A 24,594-nucleotide genomic window follows, 5' to 3' on the forward strand; every position below is an offset into this window, starting at 1 on the left:
TCGCTGCGGGTTCGTCGCAGACCCCGGCGCCGGTACTGGAGCGAGGCTGAAGCACCTCCGGGTGCCGCCGCCTCCGGGGAGCGGCGCCGGCACTCGTGGTGGCCCGGGCCGGCGGGAGGGTCAGCCCTTCGCTCGCCTCCGTTGGCGGGACCCCGGGTGCGCCCGATAGGCGCAGACGCTCGACTCGCCCAGCATCCAGAAGCGCCGGGGGTACAAAGCAGCAGGACCGCCCACCCCCGTCCGGGGCCCTCGACCGACCCGCGCGGACGAGACGCCCCCGGCGGGTTCCGCGAGGAACAACTCCGCCGCCCCGTCGCATGCTGACTGTCCGTCATGGTGCAGATCGGCGATGCCCAACGCTCGCGCGAGGTCGGCCGGGCCGCGCGCCAGATCGCGCGCCAGCACCCCAGGCCCCCGGCGTTCTTGCGCGACGTCTGCTCCCTCCACGACGGTGCCGGCGCGGAGCAGCACCGAAGCGGGACGCCGCCCCGCTCCGCAGACGGCGTTCAGGCACCGATGCACCGCGTGCGTCCGGTACACATAGAAGGTCCCCGGAGCCCCGAACTCCGCTCGATTGGCCCGGGTCGGGCCCCGGAACGCGTGCGAGGCCGCGTCATTCCGGGGCGCCGGATCCGACGCCCCCACCGTCCCAGCGCTCTCCTTGCGTCGTCCCATGGCCCGAGAAACTGCCGTGAGGCACATGGAATTCGCCGACCAGCAGGTCGTGCACGAGACGCAGTACTTCGCCGGTCCTTTCGGCGCGCCCGCGTGGCGGGCCGCGCTCGCAGAGCCGGTGCTTGGGAGGGACTGTCGAGGAGACCTGACTGGCCTCGTCAGGCACGGCCGGCCTGTCGGTTTTCGGCGATTGTCTGTGCTCGCCGGATACCTCCAGGGCTCAGGCGCCCTTGCCGTCGACTGCGGTGTGCGTGGTGCGGAAGCGTGCCCGGTAGGCCCCCGGCGTGATGCCGAGGTTGCGCGTGAAGGCCCGACGCAGGGACTCCGGTGACCCGAAGCCGGTGCGCCGGGCCACCGTGGCCATGGGGTCGTCGGTGTCTTCCAGCATCGCCTGGGCGGCCTCCATGCGGACCTGCTCGACGTAGCGGGCCGGGGTCGTGTGCATCTCGTCGTGGAACAGGCGTGTCATGTGGCGGGTGCTCACACCTGCCCGGCGCGCCATGGCGGCAAGGGTGTGCGGGGCGGACGGGTCCTCGGCGACCGCGTCCAGGACCCGGCGCAGCATCTCCTGTCTCGCGCGCGGGGTGTGGGTGCGGACACTGAACTGGGACTGGCCGCCCGGCCGCTGCATGAACACGACCATGTCCTTGGCCACGGCGCGGGCGACGTCGGCGCCGAGGTGCTCCTCGACCAGGGCGAGCGAGAGATCGATGCCCGAGGTGACGCCTGCGGAGGTCATGATGTGACCGTCGCGTACGAACAGGGCGTCCGCTTCCACGGTCACCTTCGGGTAGCGCAGGGCGAGCTGGTCGGCGAAGCGCCAGTGCGTTGTCGCCTTGCGTCCGTCGAGCAGCCCGGCCGCGGCGAGGAGGAAGGCGCCGGTGCAGATGGACGCCGTGCGGCAGCCGCGTGCGTCGAGCCCTCTCATGGCGTCCAGAAGCGCGTCGTCCTTGATGAGGGAGGGCCACTCCGGGCCGCCGGGGATGACGACCACATCGCTGGCCGCCTGCACCTGCGCGGCAGCGAGGTCGACGCGCAGTCCGGTGCCGGCTGCGGTGACCACGTCGGCGCCGTCAGGGGAGACCGTGCGTACGCGGTAGCGGCCGCCGAATTCGTTGGCTGTCGTGAACACCTCGATCGGCCCGGTGACGTCGAGCAGCCGTACGCCGGGGAAGACCAGCACGGTCACCAGGAGCGGCTTCCTGCCTGACGGCCTGTCCTTCATCGTGCGCCTCCCGGACGGACTGGGGCCCACATCGCAGGACACCATCATCCGCCCGGCGACGCTCTGCCGCTCCCGAGCCGATTGTCGTCCGCGTCCCTGTGGCATGCTGCTGCCTTCCGTGGTGTGGAACGAGGCATCGGGTTTCGGCGCCTCGCCCGTGTTCAGCGGTCGCCTGCCGTCTCGTCATGGCCACAGGTGTGGCCACAACACGCTCGGACAAGGACATCGGGGCATCCGGCCGGCACCCGGCAACGGGCCTGCACGGTGCTCGATGTCCTGGTGTGAGGGCGTCATGGCGCGTGCTGTTCTGTGGCGGGAGCCGCGCTTCGCCATAGCGTCGAGGGCGCCAACGGGCCGACGGTCTCGGCCGCGTCCCTGAGCTGCTGGGTGTGGCCCGGCCAGTCGGCCGGCCCGTCACCGTGGCTGATCGTGGACGGTGACGAATCCGACACCCCAAGAGAAGGCACTCCGCGCCGTGACACCCCGCCCCAGTACCAGCCGAGCGGTCCCGTCCCACGTCGGCCCGGCCCCGAGAGCGTCCGCGGTCGGCTCGGCCCCGAGATCATCCGTGCATGTACGTGAGGAGCCGGACGAGGGGAACGGCAGGGAGCGGGGCCAGCTCGGTCCCGGCTGGTTCGCGGCCGTCATGGGCAGCGGGATCGTCTCTGTCGCTGCGGCTACGCTGCCGCGTGGTTTCCCCGGGCTCCGCGAGGCCGCCACGGTGGTCTGGGCGGGGACTGCGCTGCTGCTGATCGTGCTCGCCGTGAGCTATACCGGGCAGCGGACGCTGCGGGCGCATGCCGGTGATCCGGTACTGGCCCAGTTCTTCGGGGCGCCGCCGATGGCTCTGCTCACCGTCGGGGCCGGGACGCTGCTGCTCGGCCGGCGGCTGATGGGGGAGCGTGCGGCGGTGGATGCGGACTGGGTGCTGTGGTCGGCCGGTACGGTGCTGGGTCTTGCCACCGCCTGCACGGTGCCGTATCTGATGGTCACGCGGCACCGTTTCACGCCGGACGCGGCGTTCGGCGGCTGGCTGCTACCGGTGGTGCCGCCGCTGGTCTCCGCCGCGACGGGCGCGCTGCTCATCCCGCGGGCGCCGGCCGGGCAGGTGCGGCTGGCCCTGCTGCTGTGCTGCTACTCGATGCTCGGGCTCGGGTTGGTCGCGGTCCTGCTGGTGCTGGCCATGGTCTACAGCCGCCTGGTGCATCATGACGCGCCCGGCGGTGCGGTGGTGCCCACGATGTGGATCGGCGTGGGGGCGCTGGATCAGGCGGTGACGGCGCTGGGGACGCTGGCCACGGCGGCGCAGAGCGCGCTGCCCGCCCCGTACGCGCGCGGGAGTGGTGTCGTAGCGCTCCTGGGTGGGCTCGGGATCTGGGGCTTCGCCCTGCTGTGGCTGGTACTGGCCACGGCGCTGACCGTACGGGAAATCCGCAGAGGGCTGCCCTTCGCAGCCACCTGGTGGTCCTTCATCTTCCCCCTCGGTGCGTGCGTCACCGGCACCAGCGCGCTCGCTGCTCGTACCGGCTCGCAGCTGTTCGTCTGGATCTCCGTCGTCCTGTACGCCCTGCTCGTCGCCGCCTGGGCGGTGGTCGCCTGGCACTCCCTGCGCCATGCTGTCCGGCAGCGTGAGCGCGCCCGCCGCTGACAGGGCCCGTGTAACGCTCCGCATGACACGGACGCGTCGCGCGAGCCCCGCGGGATCAGCCAGCTTGAGAACGACCACAGGACGACGGACGTCCCGATGACGATCGGGCGCGACAACATCGTGCTGCCGGGCGGGAGTGCGATCAGCCGGACTCCGGCGAGCACGGCGATCGCCGCCGCCCCCATGAAGATCCATACGGACGTCATGAGGCCTTCCGGCTGCACCGGCCGGGCCAGCAGCCGGGCCAGGACCAGTGTGGCGGTCAGCAGGTACTGCATCGGGCCGACGGCCCGGCACACCACTGCCAGGACGGCCAGTGCGCGTCCCGGGGTCACCAGCACGTTCGAGGAGATCGCGAGGGTGAGGAACGCGAAGGCGCGCGGCCCGAGGAGATCCGCGACGAACCGCTCGCGCCGGCGCAGCAGCCGCCGGCCGGAGGCGGGTACCAGTACGACATAACCGGCCAGGGCCACCCACAGAAGTACGGCGGGCGGTGTAGGCGCCGTCGACGTACAGGGCCGTGAAGACGATGCCGGTGCCCATCACGAACGCGAGTGCGCCCGCGTTGAGATTGGCCACCGCGGCGGAGACGGCCGCGCGGTGTCCGGGCGGAACTCCCGGCTCGGATATCCGGAAAGCCCGCCACGCTGCCGCAGGCCGGAGAACTCACCCGCCCGCCCCGTCACGATCTTGTGGACGTAATGCCTGGTGCCCGACGTCCCACAGCAGCCGGTCGCGCGGGGAGGCGAAGACCCGGTGCAGCGCCAGGGTCAGTTCCACGACGCCGAGGTCGGGCCCCAGATGGCCTCCCGTGGCCGCGACATGGCGGACCAGGAAGTCGCGGATCTCCCGGCCAGCCGGACCAGCTCTGGATGGCTCAGACCCCTCAAGTCCGCGGGCTGGTTGATGCGCGCCAGCAGGCTCATGCCGCTGCTCCTCATCGATGGTGCCGTAGTGTCGACGGATACGCGCGGTGGGCAGCCGATGCGCACCGCGCGAGCCGCTGATCACTGGAAGGCCGATGTCACGAGAGCCTTCTGCTCCACGCCGTGCCGGCGGGCCGAGCCGACCGCGGGCGCGGGCGCCTCGGGCCGGCTCACGCACTCCACGGCGCGCCGGGTCAGCCGGTGCAGACGCGGCGCGACGAATGACCACGCACCCTGGTTCTCCGGCTCCTCCTGCACCCATCGCACGTCCGCGGCCGCGGGGAAGCGGGCGAGTTCCGCCGCGAGTTCCTCGTCGGGGAACGGGTAGAGGCGCTCCACGCGGACGATCGCCGTGTCGGTCGTGCCCGCCGCGTGCCGGTGGGCGTCGAGGTCGTAGAAGACCTTGCCCGAGCACAGCAGCACGCGCGTGACCCGGGCCGGGTCCGTGGTGTCGTCCGGCAGGACCGGGCGGAAGCCGCCCTGGGTGAACTCGTCCAGGGTGGAGACGGCCGCCTTCGACCGCAGCATCGACTTCGGGGTGAAGACCACCAGTGGCCTGCGGCCGTCCAGCGCCTGCTGCCTGAGCAGATGGAAGTAGTTGCCCGGCAGGGAGGGCATGGCCACGGTCATGTTGTCCTGCGCGCACAGTTGCAGGAAGCGTTCGATCCGGGCGGAGGAGTGGTCCGGACCCTGGCCCTCCAGGCCGTGGGGCAGCAGCATGGTCACTGCGGAGCGCTGACCCCACTTCTGCTCGGACGAGGCGATGTACTCGTCGACGACCGTCTGCGCGCCGTTGGCGAAGTCACCGAACTGGGCCTCCCACAGCACCAGGGCTTCGGGGCGGGTCTGCGCATAGCCGTACTCGAAGGCCAGCGCCGCCAGTTCGGACAGCATCGAGTCGTACGGTGCGAAGCTCGCGGCCTGCGGGCTGAGGGAGTTCAGCGGCGTGTGCTCCGCGCCGGTGCGCCGGTCGGTCAGTACGGCGTGGCGCTGGCCGAAGGTGCCGCGCCGGGAGTCCTGTCCGGCCAGCCGTACCGGGACGCCCTCCAGCAGCAGCGAACCGATCGCCAGTGTCTCCGCGGTGGCCCAGTCGACGGTGCCGGCGTCGAGCGTCGCCGTACGCCGGTGGAGCTGCGGCAGGACACGCGGGTGCACGGTGAAGCCCTGCGGCAGGTCGGTCTGCGATGCGATGACCTGACGGGCTGTCGCCTCGTCGATCGCGGTCGCCGTGCGCTGGGTGGCCGCCTGTCCGGCGTCGGCGCATGGAAGGTCTTCGGACGGTGCGGGAGCGGGCAGCGCCCGGGTCTCGGCGAAGGCCCGTTCGAGGTGATCCTGGTAGTTGCGGCGCGCGCCCTCCGCCTGGTGCTCGCCGATGTCTCCTCGGCGTATGAGGGCCTCGGCGTACAGCGTGCGCACGGATGCCTTGGCGTCGATGCGGTCGTACATCATCGGCTGTGTGATGGACGGGTCGTCGACCTCGCTGTGCCCGTGGCGCCGGTAGCAGACCAGATCGACCACGACGTCCTTGTGGAACGTCTGGCGGTAGTCGAAGGCCATCCGTGCGACGCGGTCGACGGCTTCCGGGTCGTCGCCGTTGACGTGGAAGATCGGGGCCTCCACCATCCGTGCCACATGGGTGGCGTACGTGCTAGAACGGCCGTTGGCGGGCAGGGTGGTGAAGCCGACCTGGTTGTTGACGACCACGTGGACCGTCCCGCCCGTGCGGTAACCCGGCAGTTGCGACATGTTCAGGGTCTCGGCGACCACGCCCTGGCCGGCGAAGGCCGCGTCGCCGTGGAGGACGACCGGCAGTACGGGGAAGGGCTCGCCCTGGTCCCCGGCCTGGTCCTGCTTGGCGCGCACCACGCCCTGGGCCACCGGCCCCACGATCTCCAGGTGCGAGGGGTTCGCCACGACCGAGACAGCGATGGTGCCGCCGTCCAGCGCACGGTAGGTGCCCTCCGCGCCGAGGTGGTACTTCACGTCCCCCGAGCCCTGGACCGACCGGATGTCCACCGCGTCCTCGAACTCGTCGAATATCTGGCCGTAGGACTTGCCGATGATGTTGGCCAGGACGTTGAGCCGGCCGCGGTGCGCCATCCCGATGACGGCTTCTTGGACACCGTCTTCGATGGCGCGGAGCAACAAGGCGTCGAGCAGCACGATGGCCGACTCGCCGCCTTCGAGCGAGTAGCGCTTCTGGCCCACGTACTTGGTCTGCAGGAACGTCTCGAAGGCCTCCGCGGCCCCCAACCGGTAGAGGATCCGCAGCTGTCCGGCACGGTCCGGGCGGCGCTGCGGCCCCTCGACGCGCTGCTGGATCCAGTGGCGTTCCCGGGCGTCCTGGATGTGCATGTACTCGAACCCGGCGGTGCGGCAGTAGAACTCCCGCAATGCGCCGAGCACTTCGTCGAGTGACATCGTGGCGCGCCCGGCGAACCCGTCCACGGCGAAGTCCTCCGCCCGGTCCGCGTCGTCAAGTCCGAACGCGGCGATGTCGAGCTCCGGATGTGCTGCGGCGGGCCGCGCCATGAGCGGGTCCGTTCCGGCCATCAGATGCCCGCGCACGCGATACGCGTGGATGAGCGCCGCGACCCGTACCGCCTTGAGCGCCGCCTCGTCGGTGTCCTTGTGGTGTTGGGCTGAGGCGGTCAGCGAGGCCGCGCCGGCCGGGGACACCAGAGTGGCGAAGAAGTTCCTCCACGTCTGGTCGACCGAGCCGGGGTCGTGGAGGTAACGCCGTCGCTGCTCGTCCACGACCCATTCGTTGAGCCCGAAGTCCAGCCGGTGAGACGCTGCTCGAGCGGTGTCTGATTGCGACGCCATGGCGCGAACGCCTTCTTTCCTCTGCGAAGCCTTGGGATGGCGGACGCGGCTAGGGCGGTCGTCCGCCTGCGCGTCAGGTGTTCGAGGACTTCGCAACCGTTGCGGAGACCGACCCGTTCGACCGCGTCGCACTGACGACGCTAGGACGCCGGGAGTCCGGAGACGGATGGCCGGGCGCGCCACGACGGCCTCACATCAGGACATCGGACGGGTGACGGCCTGCTGCCTGCCGTCGTCGCATAGTCGGAGTGCGGGCGGGTGACGCCGTCCTGATCAGAGGGCTTCGTGTCCGTCCGGCCCGGGATCGGCGTCGTAGGGAATCTGGTTGTGATGCTGCGGCCGCGGGCTTGCGGCCGGAGAACCGACCCCCGGGGAAGGAATATGATCCACTCCGATTTGTCGGACACTACGCGGTGGCAGTTTCCAGGGGTCCTGCGGACCTTGGGTCTCGTGCACGGTGAGTTGCGGGTGCGGCACGGTCTGTCGCTCCATGACTACCTCATTCTCGGCGCGCTCGCCGAGGCCGCGAGCGGATCCGTGCCCGTTGCCGAGCTGGCGGCGTTCCTCCAGGAATCCGGGGACCGGATGTCCTACCTCCTCAGGGGTCTGCAGGCGGCCGGACTGATTGATCGCCATCGTCGTGCCGGAGACCGCAGGACGGTCGAGGCCACCCTGACCGACGCAGGACGCTCCAGGTTCGCCGCCGCCGAGACGACCGCGCAGGCGCTGATGCGCCAGCACCTCGGTCCGGGACTGGACACCCAGGAGCCGCCCGGCCGATCGTGTGACGTCACGATTTCGAGCAGATCCACGTACTCGGCCTCCGTGACGGCAAGTGGGTTCCGCCGGCCCCGCCCACGGCACTCCGCATGATCGCCTGGCGCACGACCGGGCGAGCCGCACGCGCCGCCACCCGTGTCACGGCCGAGGCCGCCGAGGCGGCCGCGCTGCTGCACGACAAACCGGCAGAAAGCCGCTGAGTCGACCGCGCCACGTCGGCTGAGAGGTCTGCGGTGCGGCACTCGCCCCAGGACCGTGGGCGCCGACGGATGCGATCGACCTCCGCGCGCGAGACGGCGTATCCGCGTAACGGTTCCTCGTGCGGAACCGAGCCAGTACCCAGGTCGGCAGACGGGAGGAGGGTGATTGTGGGGACGAACCGAGACCGTCGTGCTTCTGTTCGCGCGCCGACCGGGCCGAGAGCCTCTCCCCGCATCGGCGTCCTACGCCCGCTCGAGGTTCGCTCGCTGCATTTGTAGCCGACCGGTCGGTTATTTCGTACGCTGATGTCATGGGACGTACGAGTGACGCCAGGCGGAAGATCCTGGACGCCGCCCGCTCGCTGATCGAGGAGCGCGGGTACTCGGCGCTCGGCGTGGCCGAGATCTGCAAGGCCGCTGGGGTTCCTAAGGGGAGCTTCTACTACTTCTTCGAGTCCAAGGAGGCCCTCGCACTCGCGGTCGTCGACGAACACTGGGCGGCCCAGAAGCGCGACTGGACACAAGCCCTGACCGGTGACGCGGAGCCGCTGTGGCGGTTGCGGCGGCTGTTCGAGGAGACGGAGGCCGGCCAGCGTGCCGTCCAGCTGGGCTGCGGCACCGTGGCGGGCTGTCTGTTCGGGAACCTCACTCTGGAGCTGAGCAACCAGACCGAGGCGGTCCGCGAGCGGCTGCAGGAGATCTTCGACGCGCAGGTCGACATGGTGGAGTCTGTCATCGCCGAGGCCCGTGAGCGCGGCGAGGTCGGCGTGGCCGACACCCGTGAGGCGGCGCGCGCCGTCGTGGCCCAGCTGGAAGGCCAGGTGATGTTCGCCAAGCTCTACAACAGCACCCAGCGGTTGAGTCCCCTTTGGGAGAACTGCCGGGCCCTGCTGGGCGCGCCGGGGGCCGGAGACCGTACGGCGTTCTGATCATGCGGCTGGCGGGGACGGCGATGCCGCATCAGGGGGAGAGGGCGGCGCGGCTTGTGTCGGGCCGGTCGCCCGCAAGTGCGCCGAGGAGACAGCCGGAGTGGTTGGCGGTGGCCGGGTTGGCCCCGGCACTCGCGGACAGCTCTGTCCAAGCGTGCATCAGCAGGCTGGATCGGGGCCTGGGCGAAAGGGGCCGTCGCCCATGCCGCGACCGGGCGTGGCGGCCGCACTGGCGGCATGGGCTCAGGGAACCTGGGCGGTCATCGGACGCCGTCGACCCGGCCCGGTCGTCGGCATGCCGTCGGGGACGCTCACGGTGATCTCGGCCAGGAGCTCTCGCACGATGTACCCTCGCGGTCGTCGGCGAGGCATTCGTGCGCCCGAGGCCGGCACTGATGGCATGACCGGCCGCCTCGCTGCTGAGAGGCGCGGCCTCCCAGCGCGCGTAGCATGGCGCGCGTGGAACTGCGCCAGCTGCGGTATTTCGTCGCCGTCGCCGAGGAACTGAACTTCGGCCGGGCCGCTGAGCGGTTGCTCATCGCGGGCCCCTCGCTCTCCCAGCAGGTCAAGGCGCTCGAACGGGACCTGGGCGTCCGGCTGTTCGACCGTAACCGCCGCTCGGTCTCCCTCACCCCGGCCGGCGCCGCGCTGCTCCCGCACACCCGTGCCCTGCTGGAGCGGGCCGACGACCTCAAGCGCCAGGCCGGCCGACTGTCGGGCTCGGAGTCGGTGCGGCTCGGTTACGTCAACTGGCTGCCGCCGGACCTGACTTCGCGGACAGCCGCAGCGGCCCAGGTGCACCTGGACGCCTGGGTCGCCCCCTCGCACACCCAGGCCGCGCGGGTTGCCGACGGCAGCCTCGACCTCGCCGTCTGCTGGGTGCGCGCCGAGGACCTCGAGCGGCTCGGGTTGCGGGCACGACTGATCGGCGCCGACCGCCTCTACGCCGTCGCGAAGGGCGGCGACACCAGCGACCCACCGGATGTGGCGGCCCGGGACACCGATGTACTGATTGACGATGACATCACCTCCTGGGCGTCCTGGAACGTGTACGCCGAGGAACTGACGCAGGTCACCGGGGCCCGCCCGGTGCGCATCTCCGATGGTGCCATCACCGGCCCCGCCTTCTTCGACCACGTCCGCCGCTGCACCCGCCCAGTCGTCAACTCGCCCAAGGGGCAGACCGCTCCGCTCCCGCCCGACCTTGTCCGCCGCGAGATCGTTGCGCCGAAGGTCTACTGGACCTGGTCCCTGGTCTGGCGCGAGAGCGAGGACCGTCCCGGAGTCCTCGCCGCCGTCGACGCCCTGTGCGACGGCGTCGGCGACCTCGGGATCCATGCCCCGGACGCGTGGCTGCCCGCCGACGATCCGTACGCGATCCCAGCCTGACGTGCGCTGGGAGGCTGTGCCTCCCAGGCGGTAGGAAGCCGGTCCTTCCACTGCCGAATCGCCCGGCCTACGGTCAAATAGTCGACCGGTCGGCTATTGATCGGTCATCCTCTTTGGAGAAGGTCAGCATGAGCACACAGCACCAGAAGGTCGCGATCATCACCGGCGCCTCGCAGGGCATCGGCGCCGCTCTCGTCCAGGGCTACCGCAAGCTCGGCTACGGCATCGTCGCCACCTCGCGCACCATTGCCCCCGCCGACGACGCAGACGTCCTGACCGTTCAGGGCGACATCGCCGAGCCGGCGACCGCCGAGCGGGTCGTCACCGCGGCACTCGAGCGGTTCGGGCGTATCGACACCGTGGTCAACAATGCGGGCATCTTCGTCGCGAAGTCCTTCACCGACTACACGGCCGAGGACTACGCCAGCGTGACCGGCATCAACGTCGCCGGCTTCTTCCACCTCACCCAGCAGGTCCTCCCGCACCTGCTCGCCCAGGGCGGCGGGCACATCGTGAGCGTCACCACCAGCCTGGTGGACAGTCCGGACGCCCGGGTCCCCTCCGTCCTCGCCTCGCTGACCAAGGGTGGCCTGCAGTCCGCGACCAAGTCCTTGGCGATCGAGTACGCCACCCGAGGCATCCGCGTCAACGCCGTGTCGCCCGGCACCATCAAGACCCCCATGCACCCCGAGGAGACCCACGAGTTCCTCGCCGCCCTGCACCCGGTCGGCCGGATGGGTGAAGTGAGCGACATCGTCGACGGAGTGCTCTTCCTGGAGACGGCGCCGTTCGTCACCGGCGAGATCCTGCACGTCGACGGCGGCATGAGCGCCGGACACTGACCGTACACCGAGTCTTGGACCAAGGAGTGGACATGACCGCCACGACCGACGACGCGGAGATCCTGAGCGGAGTGCTCGACCGGTGGAAGACCGCGGTCGACGCGCACCAGCCCGACCGCGTCGCCGCCCTCTTCACCGAGGACGCCCTCTTCCAGGGGCTGCACCCCTACAGCGTCGGACGCCAGGGCGTCGCCGACTACTACGACTCCCAGCCCCTCGGCATGAAGGCGGCATACCGGATCCTTGAGACCAGGCGGCACGCCGACGACCTCGTCCTCGGCTACCTCGCCGTCGAGTTCTCGTTCACGGACCGGCCCCCGCTGGACGTGAAACTCTCCGTCCTCGTTGTCCGCACAGGGGACGACTGGTCCATCGGCCACTATCAGGTATCCCGCCTGGATTAGCCTGTTCGGCCAGATCAACGACCGTGTCTCTGGCGCATGGTGACGCCCGCTCAACGGCCGCTTCCCACCCGGGTTGCGCGCACCGTGCCCCCTGAGCGGGGGCACCGGTGTGGCGTACCTGCGCTGTCTGCGACGCCTTCTCCCACTGCGGAAGCGTGCCAGCGGCTCCTTCTGCGCGGCCCGAGTCTCACTGGTGTCGCGGTGGCCACGTGCGCTCTGGCCATGGAAGCGGCGGCTCACACGGCAGTGTGCCTCGACAAAGTCCGTCGGTTCGCCGCGAGCACTCCGCCGCCGCAACCATTCGGCGGCATCTGCTGGCTCCGTGTCAGGCTCCACGAACGGGCATTCGGGGTACTCGGGTGCCATCAGACGTCAGCGGTCGGCATGGCGCGCCGGCAGCGGCTCGTACATCCGCCACGAGGGTGGGAGGCCGTGGAGCAGGAGCAGCGCGGGTGCGTCCTCGCGGCGGACACTGACCGTCACCCACACGCCGATCACCGGATCGCGGCCGAGCATGCTGTCTGGCACGTCCGGGACCAGCGCTGGACGTTCCACGCGATGGTCAGGGAACGCGGTTGTTGCTGCGAGTGACCCCGGGAAGTCGTCGGTGTCCGTGACGGTCGAGAGAGGATCGCTGACCGTCAGGGAGGGAACTGGTGGGATCAAGCCCCTGACCGACACCGACCATGCCGAAACAAACGGACGTTGGAGGGTGAGGCTCTCCTCCGGTACCGACAAACGAACGGATCGTCGTCGGCGTCCGGTGCGCCTACCGGACGCCGGTGGTGAGAGAGTCGCGGTGGAAGCGCCGAATCCACCGCACGCCATTCTCGGCCGCACCCTTCCGGCTATGCCACGAGGACTCCAGGTCTCCTCACTTGAGGATTTCCAGTAGGCGATCCGCGAGAACCGCCGCCGAGTGAGGGTTCTGTCCGGTGATGAGGTTGCGGTCCTCAACCATGTACGGCTCCCATATGGGACCGCGGCTGTACTCGACGCCCACCTTGTCCTTCAGCTCGTCTTCCAGCAGCCACGTTGCCCTGGACGCCAGGCCCACAGCTTCCTCCTCCTCGTTGGTGAAGCCAGTCACGCGGTAGCCCTTGAAGGGTGATTCGCCGTGAATCCTGGTGGCCAGGAGCGAGGCGGGGGCATGGCACACGATCGCCAACGGCTTACCGGAGGCGAGCTGGGCCGTCAGCAGCCGGCCGACGTCGGCGTCGTAGGCCAGGTCCGACATCGGGCCATGACCGCCGGGCAGGTACACCGCGTCGTAGTCCTCCAGGCGGACATCCGACAGCTTGAGCGGCCGACGCATCGCCTCCGCGGAACGGATGATCTCCTCCAGTTCCAGAGCCCCCTTTTCGCCTCCGGCCATGGAGGGACGCAGACTCATCATGTCGACGTTCGGGATCACACCGCCCGGTGTCGCGACCACGACCTCATGGCCGGCGCCCGTGAGCGCCTTGTACGGCATCGCGAACTCCTCGGCCCAGTAGCCGGTCGCATACCTGGTGCCGTCCTTGAGTACCCAGTAGGTAGCCCCACTGACGATGAAGAGCACTTTCGCCATCGATCTCTACCTCCTTGTCCCCACCTGGCTCGCCGGGGGACTCGAATTCTTTCCTTCTCGCTCGCAGCCTGGCTCCGCATCAGGCCGGGATCCCGAACACCGGCGTGAGCCTGGCTCGTGCCAGGCCGTGGGCCACTAGCCGAAATCCGAGCCGTGCGGGGGTCGCCTCCGTGGTGATGTCGAGACGGGGCGTGTCCAGCGCATGAACGACGAACATGTGACGGTGAGCGGCCTCCCCGGCGGGGGTGCCGCACCGAGGAACTCGTGCCGACCGGCGTGGTTGGCGAGCGTCCTGGCCCCGACAGGCAGCCTCTTACCGCCGGCGTCACCCGCGTCGGCAGGCAGTTCGTTCACCGACGCGGGGATGTCGTAGACCGACCACTGGCCGCGCCGGCGGCCAGGTTCACGTCACCGGCCGCGTCCATCACGACCGGCCCGACTGGCGCCACCAGGCCGTGAGGCAGCGGATGGATCATGCATCGGCCAGGCCGAGCTGACGCAGCATGCCGAGTTCGTCGCTGCTGCCCCAGCGCTCGACGAGCTTGCCGTCGCTGTCGAAGCGGCTTATCTGCATGCCGCGGTACCTCACCTTCTTGCCGGTCGCCGGCCGTCCCATCAACGGTCCCAGATGCGTCCCGCTGATCATGTAGGCGAAGGCCAGCTCGTCGTCGGTGGCCAGCAGGTGTTCCACCTCGACGTGCAAGTCGGGGAAGGCGGCTCGCAGCTCGTTGAACATGGCTTTGTAGCCTTCGGGTCCCTGGGCCTGTCCTGGAGCGGGGTCATGATCGACGGAATCGGGCGCGACGATGTCGTCGAGGGCGTCGAGGTGCCCGGTGACCACGGCCTCTGCGAACGCGGTCTGTGCGGCGATGTTCGCTTGCTGCGCCATGGACACTCCTGGGCGTGTACGGGACACCGGCTCGTTCGCCGGCTGAGAGGTCCGCACCTACGCCGTATACCGACCGTACATCCGTCGCTCCCACGCAGCATGTCTGGACGGCAGGCCTGCGCGCGTAGGTGGATCCACGGACGTCCTCGACCAGGCCGGTCCGTAGCCTCCGCCGGGCCGGGCCGCAGGCCGGCAATCGGTTGACGAGCAAGGGACGGAACCGTTGAACGGCGCAGGACGGATGATCGACGGCCGGTTCGAGCTGCTGGACAGCTCGGCGCCGGGGGCGTGGGCACGGTGCAGCGGGCACGGGACATCGCCCTGCAACCGTGACGTCGCCCTGAAGGAGTCCGGAGCGCCGACTCGAGGGTCCGCCACGCCGCGGGCGCGGCTTGCCCTGGTACGTCGCCTTGGCCGCCTGGGCGTCCGACCAGGTCACGGGGTGGCCGGGCGCCGTGGTGCTGCCGCTCCAGCAACCCCACCAGCGTGCCGACGTTCTCGGCCCGGACAAGTTTCCATTGCTGATCGGCGCCGCCCCGGTCGCGGTCGTGGACGAAAGAGAGGGACCCCGGCCGACGCGCGGCTGGGGTCCCTCAAGGCGGTGAGTATCGGTCAGCAGGTGGAGTCGCCCACGCCGTGAGCCGCTTGTCCAGGCGTGGGCGGACCGCACCACATCGCGATCACCGTGGATCGGGCGGGTCAGCGCTGCAGGGTGAGCACGCCCGGCCGGTACGGCAGTTTCAGGTAGTCGGTGCCGTTCGAGCCGGGGTCCCTGCCCTGGTAGAGGAACTGCAGGTTGCAGGGGTCGATGGTCTTGGTCTGGTCGGGGTTGTTGCGGACCAGGTCACCGTGGCTGATGTCGTTGGTCCAGGTGGCACCGCTGTTGGCTTTGCCCGCGAAGGGGTTGGACTCGGTGCCGGCCTGGACGGTCCACGGACCGTTCAGGCTGGAGGCCGTGAACGAGCGGAAGTAGCGGCCGTTCCCGCCCTGCGCCTCGACGATCATGAGGTACTGGTTCTGGCCCTGGACCTTGTAGACCTCCGGCGCCTCGAACAGGTTCGCCGCCGTGTCGCTCATGACCGTGGTGTAAGACGAGCCGAAGCTGCCCGGGAAGTTCCCGATCGGCATGGTCGACTTGTAGATGTTGCCCTTGTCATCCGCGAAGAACAGGTACATGTTCTGGTCGTCGGCGATCAGGGTCGGGTCGAGCGGGCCGCCGGAGGGGAGGCTGCCGGTGAACAGCTGCTGCGGCGCGGACCAGCTGTTGGGGTTGGTGGGGTCGCTGGACGTGCGGTAGGTGAAGGGCCAGCCGGTGTCCCACCCGTTCGAGGCCAGCACCCAGATGTTCTTGGGCGCGAAGTAGAACAGCGTGGGCGCCACCGCGGATCCGCTCATCCCGGTCTGGGTGGCCGTCGCCATGTCCGACCAGTTGGTGAAGGGACGGAACCCCATCGCGCCCCACGACGATCCGTTCGAGGTGGTCGCGTAGACCAGGTGCTGGCCGTTGTACGTCACGGTGGTGAAGTCCTTCAGCGCGGCCCACCCGTTCGCCGGCTGCGCCAGCGGACCCGTCGAGGTCCACCGGTACGTCGACGGAAGAGCACACGAGTTGGACGCCCCGGACAGGCCGGTCCACTTCTGGTTGCTGCCGCCGGTGCAGTTCCACAGCTGCACCGCCGTGCCGTCGGCCGTGGCGCCGCCCGACACGTCCAGGCACAGCCCGGACTCCACGCCGACGATCGTGCCGTCGGAGTTCACCCGCCACTGCTGGTTCGCACCGCCGTTGCAGGCCCAGATCTCCACCCGGGTACCGGCCGTGGTGGCGTGGCCCGGGACGTCCAGGCACTTGTTGCCGTACACGGTCAGCTGGTTGCTGTCCGTCAGCGTCCACTGCTGGTTGTTCCCGCCAATGCAGTCCCAGATCTGCAGGAACGTGCCGTCGGCCTGGCCGGCACCCGGCACATCGAGACACCGGCCGGAACCAACGCCGCGCACGGTGCTGGTGGTGGCCGCCTGAGCCGGGTTGGCGACGAGCGTCGCCGCCAGAGCGACCAAGGCCGCGAGCATCACAGACAGATGTCTGCTGCGGGAACTACGTCTGCGCATGGAGACCTCGTATTCCATGAGTGAACGGTTGTGGGTGGCCCCGCCGGAGGCTGTGCGGACGATCGGTGCGGTGCAACCCCACCCTGATGTTCGCAATACCGAACAAATGTCGAAGGATCGAGCAGAAGGGATGATCAGGGAACCGGTGACCGGCGTCAATGCCTAGCGCACAATTCGCGAGCCGTGACGTTCGCAGACCGAAACCAGACGGCTTCACGTTCCGTGGTTGTGATCTGGGTACCCGGCAGGGTGCCCTTGACCATGGGTGCGGCACGCTGACGGATGGTGGCGGCGGGCCGGGAGCGCGGGCTCGACGCGCGGGTGGCGGTGCTGCCGGAACTTCCCTTCCCCGACGGCGAGTTCGACGCGGTGGTCGGTGGGCCAGAACCAGTACCTCGTGATCGTCGAGGCGCAGGGCGCGAACGGCCGCTACTTCCGCTCGTTCACGGCCTCCTGCCTGAACGGTCCGTGGACCGTCCAGGCCGGCACCGAGTCCAACCCCTTCGCGGGCAACGCCTCGCCACCACCAGCCGCAAACCGGTCGCCGTCCAACCCAACTGGCCGCGTCGGGGGCAACGGTGGCGTCCAGGGGCGTGGCGAAGCCGGCACCGTCCCGGTCCTGGGGACTCTCGCGCCAAGCCCTCGTCCACCTGCAGATCGCGTACGCGCAGGTCTCCTGGCCGGTCCTGGCGGGCTGTCGCCTCATGACGCGGGAGGTGGCCGTCGCCACGCGAGCGGTGTGGCAGATGTGCCGGTGCGTTCGGGCGGCTACCGGCCGGCGGGGGTCGTCGGAGCTGCCCGAGGGGCGACGGGCCGCAGGTGTGGCTCACTGGGAGTAGAAGGTGGCGTCGGCCCGGTCGGTCGCCGTGCTGGGAGTCTGGATGTACAGCAGGTAGTTGTAGTGGCGGATGTAGCGGCCCGGGAAGCCGAACGACTCGTACGAGACTCCGGCGGAGTCCGCGAGGCCGGCCCGGGCGGTGAAGGAGGCGTCGCTCGCGAACTGCGCCGTCCCGTCGTTCTTCTCCACCCACACCTCGAAGTTCTTCTGGCGCAGGTAGTAGCCGGGGAAGTTCGCCGACTCCAGGGACACGGTGCCGGTGCCGGCGAGACCGGCGACGACGCGGAACTGCGAGTCGGCCAGCGGCGAGACGTTCGACTCGATCTTGGCGCGGAAATCCCAGTGCCGGATGAACCGGTCGGGGAAGTTGTACGAGGAGAGCCGGATCGGGGTGAGACCGTCGGCGACCGGGATGCCGAAATCGGGTGTGCCGTCGGCCTTCCAGTAGATCTTCTGGACGCGGGTGCGGCGGTTGGGGTCGTTGAGCGGGGAACCGCTGATGTCCTTGTAGCTGCGGTCGTGATAGACGAGGATGTCCGACTTGCCGTCCTCGGAGACCGTGAACTGGTTGTGCCCCGGGCCGTACTGGCTGGTGGCGGCGTTGCTCGCGAAGACCGGACCGGTGCTCTTGGCCCACGACGACGCGCTCAGCAGGTCGGCGGAGGCGGACGCGGTCAGCATGCCCATGCAGTAGTTGGCGTCGGTGGCACTGGCCGAGAAGGTCAGGAAGACCTTGCCGTTGCGCTGAAGCACAGCCGGGCCCTCGTTGACCGTCTCACCTCCGGCGGTCTCCCACCAGGCGGTCGGCCGGCTGATCATGACCGGGGTGCCGGTGATGGTCCACGGGCTGGACATCGGCGCTATGTAGATGTTGGTGCCGCGGCCGACGGCCGGGTCGTTCTGCGCCCAGGCGAGGTAGCGGGTGCCGTTGACGGCGAAGGTCGTCGCGTCCAGGGAGAAGGTGTCCAGCGGCAGCGCGATACGCCCCTTCTCCGTCCAGCTCCCCGTGATCGGGTTCGCGGCGGTGCACTCCAGGACGTAGGGCCGGATGTGCCAGACGTCGTTGGCATCACCGGCGGCGAAGTAGACGTACCACTTGCCGTCGATGAAGTGGATCTCCGGGGCCCAGATGTAGCCGCCCATCACACCGGTGGCGTGCTTGGTCCAGATGGTCGTCTCGGCGGCCGAGGACAACCCCTGGATCGTGGTGGCACGACGCAGCACGATGCGGTCGTACGCCGGCACGGTGGCGGTGAAGTAGTAGAAGCCGTCGGTGTGCTTGAAGATGTGCGGGTCGGCCCGCTGCTTGGCGATGGTGTTCGTGTACGTCACCCCAGGGGACGCGGGCACGGCGGCGTGGGCGGTACCGGCCGAGACACCGGTGACGGTGGCGGCGGCCGAGCCGGCGATCATGCCGAGGACCGTTCGACGGGTGAGCGCAGGCCTCACGGGTTACTCCCTCTGGTGCGGGTGGTGAGGAGATACCGTCTCTTCACACCGTTCCGATATTTCGAACACCGTTCGTGAATTCGGCCAGAAGATAGGTCCTGCGCCTGCCCCCGTCAACGCTTCCGTCACAAAAGCATCCATCGAGTCGGCTGACGCTCGCCATGAAAAGCCGTCCGCGCCAACTCATGCACGCGAGCGAAAGGTTGGCCGGACAGACTCGTTTGAGGGGCCACTGATGTCGGATGTGTTGACGCACCTTGGTTCCCGCACTTAATGTCTGCCCGATTCTACGAACGTTGTTCGACATGTCGCACCACTTGGCTGGTCGGCTCCGAGTCGGCTATAGAGCTTCCCCGTGACCCGCCGCTGATATCGACGCATTCCGAAGGCCGCCACTGTGGTGCCGGACCAGACAACAGAAACCCTCAGAGGACAGGAGGCCGAAGCGGCGCACAAATAAAGCGTTTCCTGGGGGACAGTCGTGAACTTCGCCGCAGAAGCCGTCACACCGCCGACGCACCGGCTCGCGTACCCGGGCCCGCCGTCCAGTCCTACAACCACCCCGACCGCTACATCCGCCACTACGCCTGTTACCTGAAGCTCGACCCGATCACCACCGCGACGGGGCGCGGTGACGCCACCTTCCGTGTGACGAGCTGACCCGACACCGACAGGGGTGCCGGCGCCCCCCGGCATCCGCCGCCCAACGCCCCTCCAGTCCTTCAACCACCCGGCCAAGTGCATCCGCCACTGCGCCTCGACCGCCCACGACGCAAGCAACGGCGGCACCAGCGCCTGTGGCGCCACCTCGCTGTGGCGCCAGGACACCAGCCGGCTCGCCGCCGCCCCGCGGAGCTGACGAGCAGTCCGCCCCGAATCCGGTGCCGGAAAGGGCCGAAGCCGCACCGGCACGCAGGCGTCAACGCAACCCGCGACGTCCGCACAGCCGGACACCACGGGTGCGTCGACGCTCACCCCCCTCACCCACCCTGTGAAGGAGTTCTTCATGATCAAGCCACCGTGGATACGCAGCGTCAGACGCGCGCTGCTCGCGGCCGGTGCCACCGCCGCGCTCGCCGCCGGCCTGCTCACCGCGACGGCCACCACCTCGCAGGCCGCCACCCAGGGGCCGTGCGACATCTACGCCGCAGGCGGCACCCCCTGCGTCGCCGCACACAGCACCACCCGCGCCCTGTACGGGGCGTACAACGGCTCGCTGTATCAGATCAAACGGGCCTCCGACAACACCACCCTGAACATCGGCGTACTGAGCGCCGGCGGATACGCCAACGCCGCCGCGCAGGACTCCTTCTGCGCCAACACCAGCTGCGTCATCACCGTCCTCTACGACCAGTCCGGCAAGGGCAACAACCTCACCCAGGCGCTCAGGGGCCACTGGCCCGGGCCGGCCGAGGGTGGGAACGACAACCTGGCCAACGCCTTCGAGGCGCCGGTCACCGTCGGCGGGCACAAGGCGTACGGCGTCTACGTGGCACCCGGCACCGGCTACCGCAACAACAACACCAACGGAATCGCCACCGGAGACCAGCCCGAGGGCATGTACGCGATCTTCGACGGCACCCACTTCAACGGCGGCTGCTGTTTCGACTACGGCAACGCCGAGACGACCGGCAACGACGACGGCAACGGCACCATGGAGGCCATCTACTTCGGCAACAGCAAGGGCTGGGGCTGGGGCAGCGGCAACGGCCCCTGGGTCATGGCCGACCTGGAGAACGGCCTGTTCTCCGGGGTCAACCGCGGATTCAACGCGGGCGACCCCACCGTCAACAACCGGTTCCAGACCGCCATTGTCAAGGGCGGCCCGAACCAGTGGGCCATCCGCGGCGGCAACGCCCAATCGGGCAGCCTGTCCACCTACTACAGCGGCGTACGCCCCAACGACTCCGGCTACAACCCCATGAAGAAGCAGGGCGCGATCATCCTCGGCATCGGCGGCGACAACAGCAACACCGGCGCCGGCACCTTCTACGAAGGCGTCATGACCTCGGGCTACCCCTCGGACGCCACCGAGAACGCCGTACAGGCCAACATCACCGCCGCCGGCTACAACAGCGGCTCGACCAGCACCGGCTCGCTGACGCCCGGCTCCAGGATCTCCCTGCAGGCCACCACCGCCCCCTGCTGCACCTCGCACTACCTGCGCCACGACGACGCCGACACCAAGGTCGTCATCTCCGACATCAACTCCTCCAGCCCGGCCACCGACAAGGCCGACGCCACCTGGATCGTCCGCGCCGGCCTGGCCAACACCTCCTGCCTGTCCTTCGAGTCCGCCAACAACCCCGGCCAGTTCCTGCGCCACTCCAACTACCAGCTCTACCTGAACACCGACACCGGCGGCAGCTCCTTCGCGCAGGACGCCACCTTCTGCCCCACCGCGGGCAACAGCGGGGTCGGCACCTCCTTCCAGTCCGTCAACTTCCCGGCGAAGTACATCCGCCACTACAACTTCACGGCCTACATAGCCGGCAACGGCGGCACCAACGCCTGGGACGCCACGAAGTCGTGGGCCCAGGACACCAGCTGGCTCACCGCGTCTCCCTGGAGCTGACGAAAGACCGGACCCGTGGGCGCCTCCGGGCCGGGGCGCCCACGGGTCCGACAGCCGCCCACGCTTTCCCTACGCCTGGAGCGCAGGTCGGCGGAGTCCCAGAGTCGCGGAGAGGCCTCGGCGGCACGGCAGTCCTACAACTTCCCGGACAGATGCTGGCGGCACGCCGACAGCATCGACCGCATCGACCCGTACCCTGGCCAGGGCATGCCACGCGCGACCCCGGTGACCATCCGATGGCGCGGAATTATCCGCGACCAACGCGCGAATAAGTCGTATTCATTTTGAGGCAACGGGTTCGCCGGGCAGAGCAGACGGGCGACGCGGAAGGCGTCGATCCCCCTGGTCAACCACCATGCTACTTAGGGCGCTTCCCTGGCTACGGGTGATCTCCGCGCCTGCCGCGCCTGATCCCTCGCGTGTCACTGGCGTTGCTGCAGCGAAAAATAGGCATCTCTATCGTCTTGACTGGCGCCCCATCCTGCCTCGATAAATACAACTCATAAGAAAGCGGGGGTTTGGAGGAGGGACACCACGGATGAGACCCCTACGCATCGGCGCGGGGACGGTCGGGGCGCTCGCGGCGGCGGCAGTCGTCTTCGCGGCCGTACTGCCCGCTCAACCCGCCTACGCGGCCACGACGAACTTCTATGTCGATCCTGTCAACGGCAGTGACAGCAACTCGGGAACCAGCACCGCCGCAGCGTTCAAGACCATCCAGGCCGCCCAGGCCGCGGTGCGGGCCGTCAACGCGAACATGTCCGACGACATCGTCGTGAACCTGCGCGGAGGCACCTACCCCCTCACCACCCCGATCACCTTCGGCACCGGCGACTCGGGCACCAACGGCCACACCGTCGTCTACCAGGCGTACAACGGCGAGACGCCCGTAATCACCGGCGGCAAGGCGATCACCGGCTGGACCGCGGCCGCGGGCGGCGAGTACAAGGCGCCGGTCGGCACTCTCAACTTCCGGCAGTTGTACGTCAACGGGGTCCGCGCCACCCGGGCCCGCTTCCCTGACATCGGCTCGGACTTCCAGTTGCAGGGCAGCGACAAGACCAACAAGCTGCTGAAGGTGCTCAGTTCGCAGGTCTCGAACTGGGGCCACCTCAACCAGGTCGAGATGATGCTGGAAACGCAGTGGGGCGAGAGCTACCTGCGGCTGAAGTCGATCAGCTCCGGCAACGGCACCGCCGACGTGTCGATCCAGGACCACGAGGCGGGCATCCTGTTCCCGCGCCCCTTCCCAGTGCTCGCCAACGGCTCTCCCCTGCACTTCGAGAACGCCCACGAGTTCCTCAACGAACCGGGCGAGTTCTACGTCGACACCGCCGCGCAGACCGTCTACTACAAGCCCCGCCCCGGCGAGGACATGTCCACGGCCGGCGTGCAGGCCCCGACGCTGCAGACCCTCTTCGACATCAAGGGCACGAACCTCGACAGCCCCGCCCACGACCTGCGCTTCTCCGGGCTCACCTTCACCCAGACCACCTGGATGGAAGCGACGAACAACGGCTACCTCAACGGCCAGGGCGGCAACTACAACCTCTCGGCCGACACCTCCAACAACCAGTACGTCGGCCGTCCGCCGGCCGGGGTCCAGGCGTCGAACGCCGACCGCCTCTCCTTCATCGGCAACACCTTCACGCAGATGGGCGCCACCGCCCTCGACCTGCACCACGGCGTGCACGACAGCACCGTGACCGGCAACCTCGTCCACGACATCGCCGGCAACGGAATCATGGTCGGCAAGTTCTCCGACCCGACGGTGGAGTTCCACACCGTCTACAACCCGCCGTCCTCGCCGGCCGGTGAGGACGCCCGGGAGGTGGTCAAGAACGTCACCGTCAAGAACAACCTGATCACCCGGATCGGCGAGGACTACCTGGGCACCGCGGGCATCAACGCGGGCTTCGTCAACAGCACCACCATCGACCACAACGACATCTCCGACGCTCCGTGGGCCGGTATCTCGCTGGGCTGGGGCTGGCAGTCGGCGGCCAACGCCGAGGGCAACAACAGCGTCAGCTACAACCGGATCGGCAACGTGATGAACCGGCTGTGCGACTCCGCCGGTATCTACCACCTCTCGAACGACCCAGGCACGGTCTTCAACGGCAACTACATCCACGACGTGGTGCGTATGCCGGCCGCCTGCGGCTCGGCGGTGTCCGGCCTGTACCTGGACGAGGGGTCGGACAACATGACCCTGTCGAACAACGTGCTGTCGCACACCGACGGTTTCATCAACCAGAACCGCAACGGCTCCAACGTCACCCTCACCAACAACACGACGTCCGGCGACTCGGTGATCAAGGCATCCGGCCTCGAGTCCGCCTACCGGGGGCTGGCGGCGAAGCTCAACCTCGCCTACAACAAGCCGGCGTCCGCCTCCTCGGTGAACGGCTCCGCCTGGGGGCCGGGCAAAGCCGACGACAACGACGGTGCCACCGGCTGGTCGCCGACCGGGAGCGACACCTCGGCGTGGTGGCAGGTCGACCTGGGGCAGTCCTGCCAGCTCGGACAGTTCTCCCTGACCACCCGTCAGGACTTGGACCAGTCCGAGACCCGAGGCCACTTCGAGATCCGGGCCTCCAACGACCCGTCCTTCGCCACGTACACCGTCCTGGGACGCCAGACGGACACCCTGCCGCCGGCCTCGACGCTCACGGGCAACATCGACGTCCGCCAGAAGTTCCGCTATGTGCGGGTCGCCAAGACCGACGGCGCGTACTTCTTCATCGCGGACTTCAGTGTGCAGCAGGCCGGCGGGGCACTGGAGGACGCGACCGGCACGCCGAACGTCAACGCGTCGACGTACTACACGATCAAGAACGTCAACAGCGGGCAGCTGATGGACGTGTACCAGAACTCCACCGCCGACGGCGCGAGCGTCATCCAGTGGCCGAGCAACGGCGGTGCCAACCAGCAGTGGAACATCGTCCCGGTCAGCGGTCAGCTCTACCGGATCGTGAACCGCAACAGCGGCAAGGCCCTCGACATCAACAACTCCAGTCACCAGAGGGGGACCGCGCTGCAGCAGTACACCTACAACGGCGGCAGCAACCAGCTGTGGTACTTCGAGCCGACCAGCGGTGGGTACGTCATCCGAAACTTCGAGAGCCGGCAGGTCCTGGAGGTCGGTGGCGGATCGACGGCCAACGGAGCCGCCATCAGTCAGTGGATGCCCCTGAACCAGTCCAACCAGGCCTGGACGATCCAGTGACCGGGTGACCCGACACGGGGCACGAAGGCGGCGGGGCCGGAAAGCGATCGCTTTCCGGCCCCGCCGCCTTCGTGCCCCGTGTCGGGTCACCCGG

The 24,594-nt window shown here is 69.0% G+C and carries 18 protein-coding genes and 4 pseudogenes; 11 read left to right on the top strand and 11 right to left on the bottom strand.

Going from position 1 to position 24,594, the window contains the following annotated elements; all coding sequences use genetic code 11:
- Positions 1-120: 120 nt before the first annotated feature.
- Positions 121-702 (bottom strand): DNA-3-methyladenine glycosylase, encoded by a 582-nt coding sequence (locus ACZ7L1_RS16425; protein ID WP_471437752.1) that lies wholly within the window; start codon positions 700-702, stop codon positions 121-123.
- Positions 703-895: 193 nt separating this feature from the next.
- Positions 896-1,900, bottom strand: a complete 1,005-nt coding sequence (locus ACZ7L1_RS16430) for a GlxA family transcriptional regulator (RefSeq protein WP_471437753.1) — start codon at positions 1,898-1,900, stop codon at positions 896-898.
- Positions 1,901-2,468: 568 nt separating this feature from the next.
- On the opposite strand from ACZ7L1_RS16430, the gene ACZ7L1_RS16435 reads away from it, so the two are divergent.
- Positions 2,469-3,548 (top strand): TDT family transporter, encoded by a 1,080-nt coding sequence (locus ACZ7L1_RS16435; protein WP_471437755.1) that lies wholly within the window; start codon positions 2,469-2,471, stop codon positions 3,546-3,548.
- Between the two features lie 614 nt (positions 3,549-4,162).
- Here the strand turns inward: ACZ7L1_RS16435 and ACZ7L1_RS16440 are convergent.
- Positions 4,163-4,474, bottom strand: a pseudogene (locus tag ACZ7L1_RS16440) (1-deoxy-D-xylulose-5-phosphate synthase N-terminal domain-containing protein); the annotation flags it as partial.
- Positions 4,475-4,555: 81 nt separating this feature from the next.
- On the bottom strand, positions 4,556-7,300 hold the full coding sequence (locus tag ACZ7L1_RS16445; protein ID WP_471437756.1) for a multifunctional oxoglutarate decarboxylase/oxoglutarate dehydrogenase thiamine pyrophosphate-binding subunit/dihydrolipoyllysine-residue succinyltransferase subunit: 2,745 nt from the start codon (positions 7,298-7,300) through the stop codon (positions 4,556-4,558).
- 450 nt (positions 7,301-7,750) lie between these two features.
- On the opposite strand from ACZ7L1_RS16445, the gene ACZ7L1_RS16450 reads away from it, so the two are divergent.
- Positions 7,751-8,173, top strand: coding sequence for a MarR family winged helix-turn-helix transcriptional regulator (locus ACZ7L1_RS16450; protein ID WP_471437794.1), 423 nt, complete (start codon positions 7,751-7,753; stop codon positions 8,171-8,173).
- Positions 8,174-8,591: 418 nt separating this feature from the next.
- Positions 8,592-9,209, top strand: a complete 618-nt coding sequence (locus ACZ7L1_RS16455) for a TetR/AcrR family transcriptional regulator (protein WP_471437758.1) — start codon at positions 8,592-8,594, stop codon at positions 9,207-9,209.
- Positions 9,210-9,240: 31 nt separating this feature from the next.
- Here the strand turns inward: ACZ7L1_RS16455 and ACZ7L1_RS16460 are convergent, their stop codons facing one another.
- Positions 9,241-9,369 carry a hypothetical protein gene (locus tag ACZ7L1_RS16460; protein ID WP_471437760.1) on the bottom strand — a complete coding sequence of 43 codons (129 nt, stop codon included), beginning with the start codon at positions 9,367-9,369 and terminating at the stop codon, positions 9,241-9,243.
- Positions 9,370-9,659: 290 nt separating this feature from the next.
- Here ACZ7L1_RS16460 and ACZ7L1_RS16465 point away from each other — a divergent pair, with 290 nt between their 5' ends.
- The 3 genes from ACZ7L1_RS16465 to ACZ7L1_RS16475 all read left to right on the top strand — a co-directional run bounded on the left by ACZ7L1_RS16465 (position 9,660) and on the right by ACZ7L1_RS16475 (position 11,844).
- Entirely contained in the window at positions 9,660-10,598 is a 939-nt protein-coding gene (locus ACZ7L1_RS16465) for a LysR family transcriptional regulator (RefSeq protein ID WP_471437761.1), read from the top strand.
- Positions 10,599-10,726: 128 nt separating this feature from the next.
- Complete coding sequence (locus ACZ7L1_RS16470) at positions 10,727-11,440, top strand: SDR family NAD(P)-dependent oxidoreductase (protein WP_471437762.1); 714 nt, start codon at positions 10,727-10,729, stop codon at positions 11,438-11,440.
- A gap of 32 nt (positions 11,441-11,472) precedes the next feature.
- The gene (locus tag ACZ7L1_RS16475; protein WP_471437763.1) at positions 11,473-11,844 is read left to right on the top strand and encodes a nuclear transport factor 2 family protein; all 372 of its coding nucleotides are present in this window, start codon (positions 11,473-11,475) and stop codon (positions 11,842-11,844) included.
- 372 nt (positions 11,845-12,216) lie between these two features.
- Here ACZ7L1_RS16475 and ACZ7L1_RS16480 read toward each other — a convergent pair whose 3' ends face one another.
- The 5 genes and pseudogenes from ACZ7L1_RS16480 to ACZ7L1_RS16500 form a co-directional block, all read right to left on the bottom strand.
- Positions 12,217-12,372: a hypothetical protein gene (locus ACZ7L1_RS16480; RefSeq protein WP_471437764.1), complete on the bottom strand. Its 156-nt coding sequence runs from the start codon at positions 12,370-12,372 to the stop codon at positions 12,217-12,219.
- Between the two features lie 346 nt (positions 12,373-12,718).
- Positions 12,719-13,414 carry a type 1 glutamine amidotransferase domain-containing protein gene (locus ACZ7L1_RS16485; RefSeq protein ID WP_471437765.1) on the bottom strand — a complete coding sequence of 232 codons (696 nt, stop codon included), beginning with the start codon at positions 13,412-13,414 and terminating at the stop codon, positions 12,719-12,721.
- Between the two features lie 79 nt (positions 13,415-13,493).
- Positions 13,494-13,786 (bottom strand): annotated as a pseudogene (locus ACZ7L1_RS16490) (YbhB/YbcL family Raf kinase inhibitor-like protein); the annotation flags it as partial.
- 100 nt (positions 13,787-13,886) lie between these two features.
- The gene (locus ACZ7L1_RS16495) at positions 13,887-14,303 is read right to left on the bottom strand and encodes an ester cyclase (RefSeq protein ID WP_471437766.1); all 417 of its coding nucleotides are present in this window, start codon (positions 14,301-14,303) and stop codon (positions 13,887-13,889) included.
- A 699-nt stretch (positions 14,304-15,002) separates the two neighbouring features.
- On the bottom strand, positions 15,003-16,409 hold the full coding sequence (locus ACZ7L1_RS16500) for a non-reducing end alpha-L-arabinofuranosidase family hydrolase (protein ID WP_471437796.1): 1,407 nt from the start codon (positions 16,407-16,409) through the stop codon (positions 15,003-15,005).
- Between the two features lie 379 nt (positions 16,410-16,788).
- Between ACZ7L1_RS16500 and ACZ7L1_RS16505 the strand changes: the two are divergent.
- A pseudogene (locus tag ACZ7L1_RS16505) lies at positions 16,789-16,929 on the top strand (non-reducing end alpha-L-arabinofuranosidase family hydrolase); the annotation flags it as partial.
- 306 nt (positions 16,930-17,235) lie between these two features.
- Here ACZ7L1_RS16505 and ACZ7L1_RS16510 read toward each other — a convergent pair.
- On the bottom strand, positions 17,236-18,660 hold the full coding sequence (locus ACZ7L1_RS16510) for a family 43 glycosylhydrolase (protein WP_471437797.1): 1,425 nt from the start codon (positions 18,658-18,660) through the stop codon (positions 17,236-17,238).
- Positions 18,661-19,242: 582 nt separating this feature from the next.
- On the opposite strand from ACZ7L1_RS16510, the pseudogene ACZ7L1_RS16515 reads away from it, so the two are divergent.
- From ACZ7L1_RS16515 to ACZ7L1_RS16530, 4 genes and pseudogenes are all read left to right on the top strand, one after another.
- Positions 19,243-19,356: pseudogene (locus tag ACZ7L1_RS16515) on the top strand (AbfB domain-containing protein); the annotation flags it as partial.
- 16 nt (positions 19,357-19,372) lie between these two features.
- Positions 19,373-19,555 (top strand): hypothetical protein, encoded by a 183-nt coding sequence (locus ACZ7L1_RS16520; protein ID WP_471437767.1) that lies wholly within the window; start codon positions 19,373-19,375, stop codon positions 19,553-19,555.
- 147 nt (positions 19,556-19,702) lie between these two features.
- Positions 19,703-21,271 (top strand): alpha-L-arabinofuranosidase B, encoded by a 1,569-nt coding sequence (locus ACZ7L1_RS16525; protein ID WP_471437769.1) that lies wholly within the window; start codon positions 19,703-19,705, stop codon positions 21,269-21,271.
- 538 nt (positions 21,272-21,809) lie between these two features.
- Positions 21,810-24,500 carry an RICIN domain-containing protein gene (locus tag ACZ7L1_RS16530; protein WP_471437770.1) on the top strand — a complete coding sequence of 897 codons (2,691 nt, stop codon included), beginning with the start codon at positions 21,810-21,812 and terminating at the stop codon, positions 24,498-24,500.
- Positions 24,501-24,594: the final 94 nt, after the last annotated feature.

The organism is Streptomyces sp. NPDC107546, from assembly GCF_055639175.1.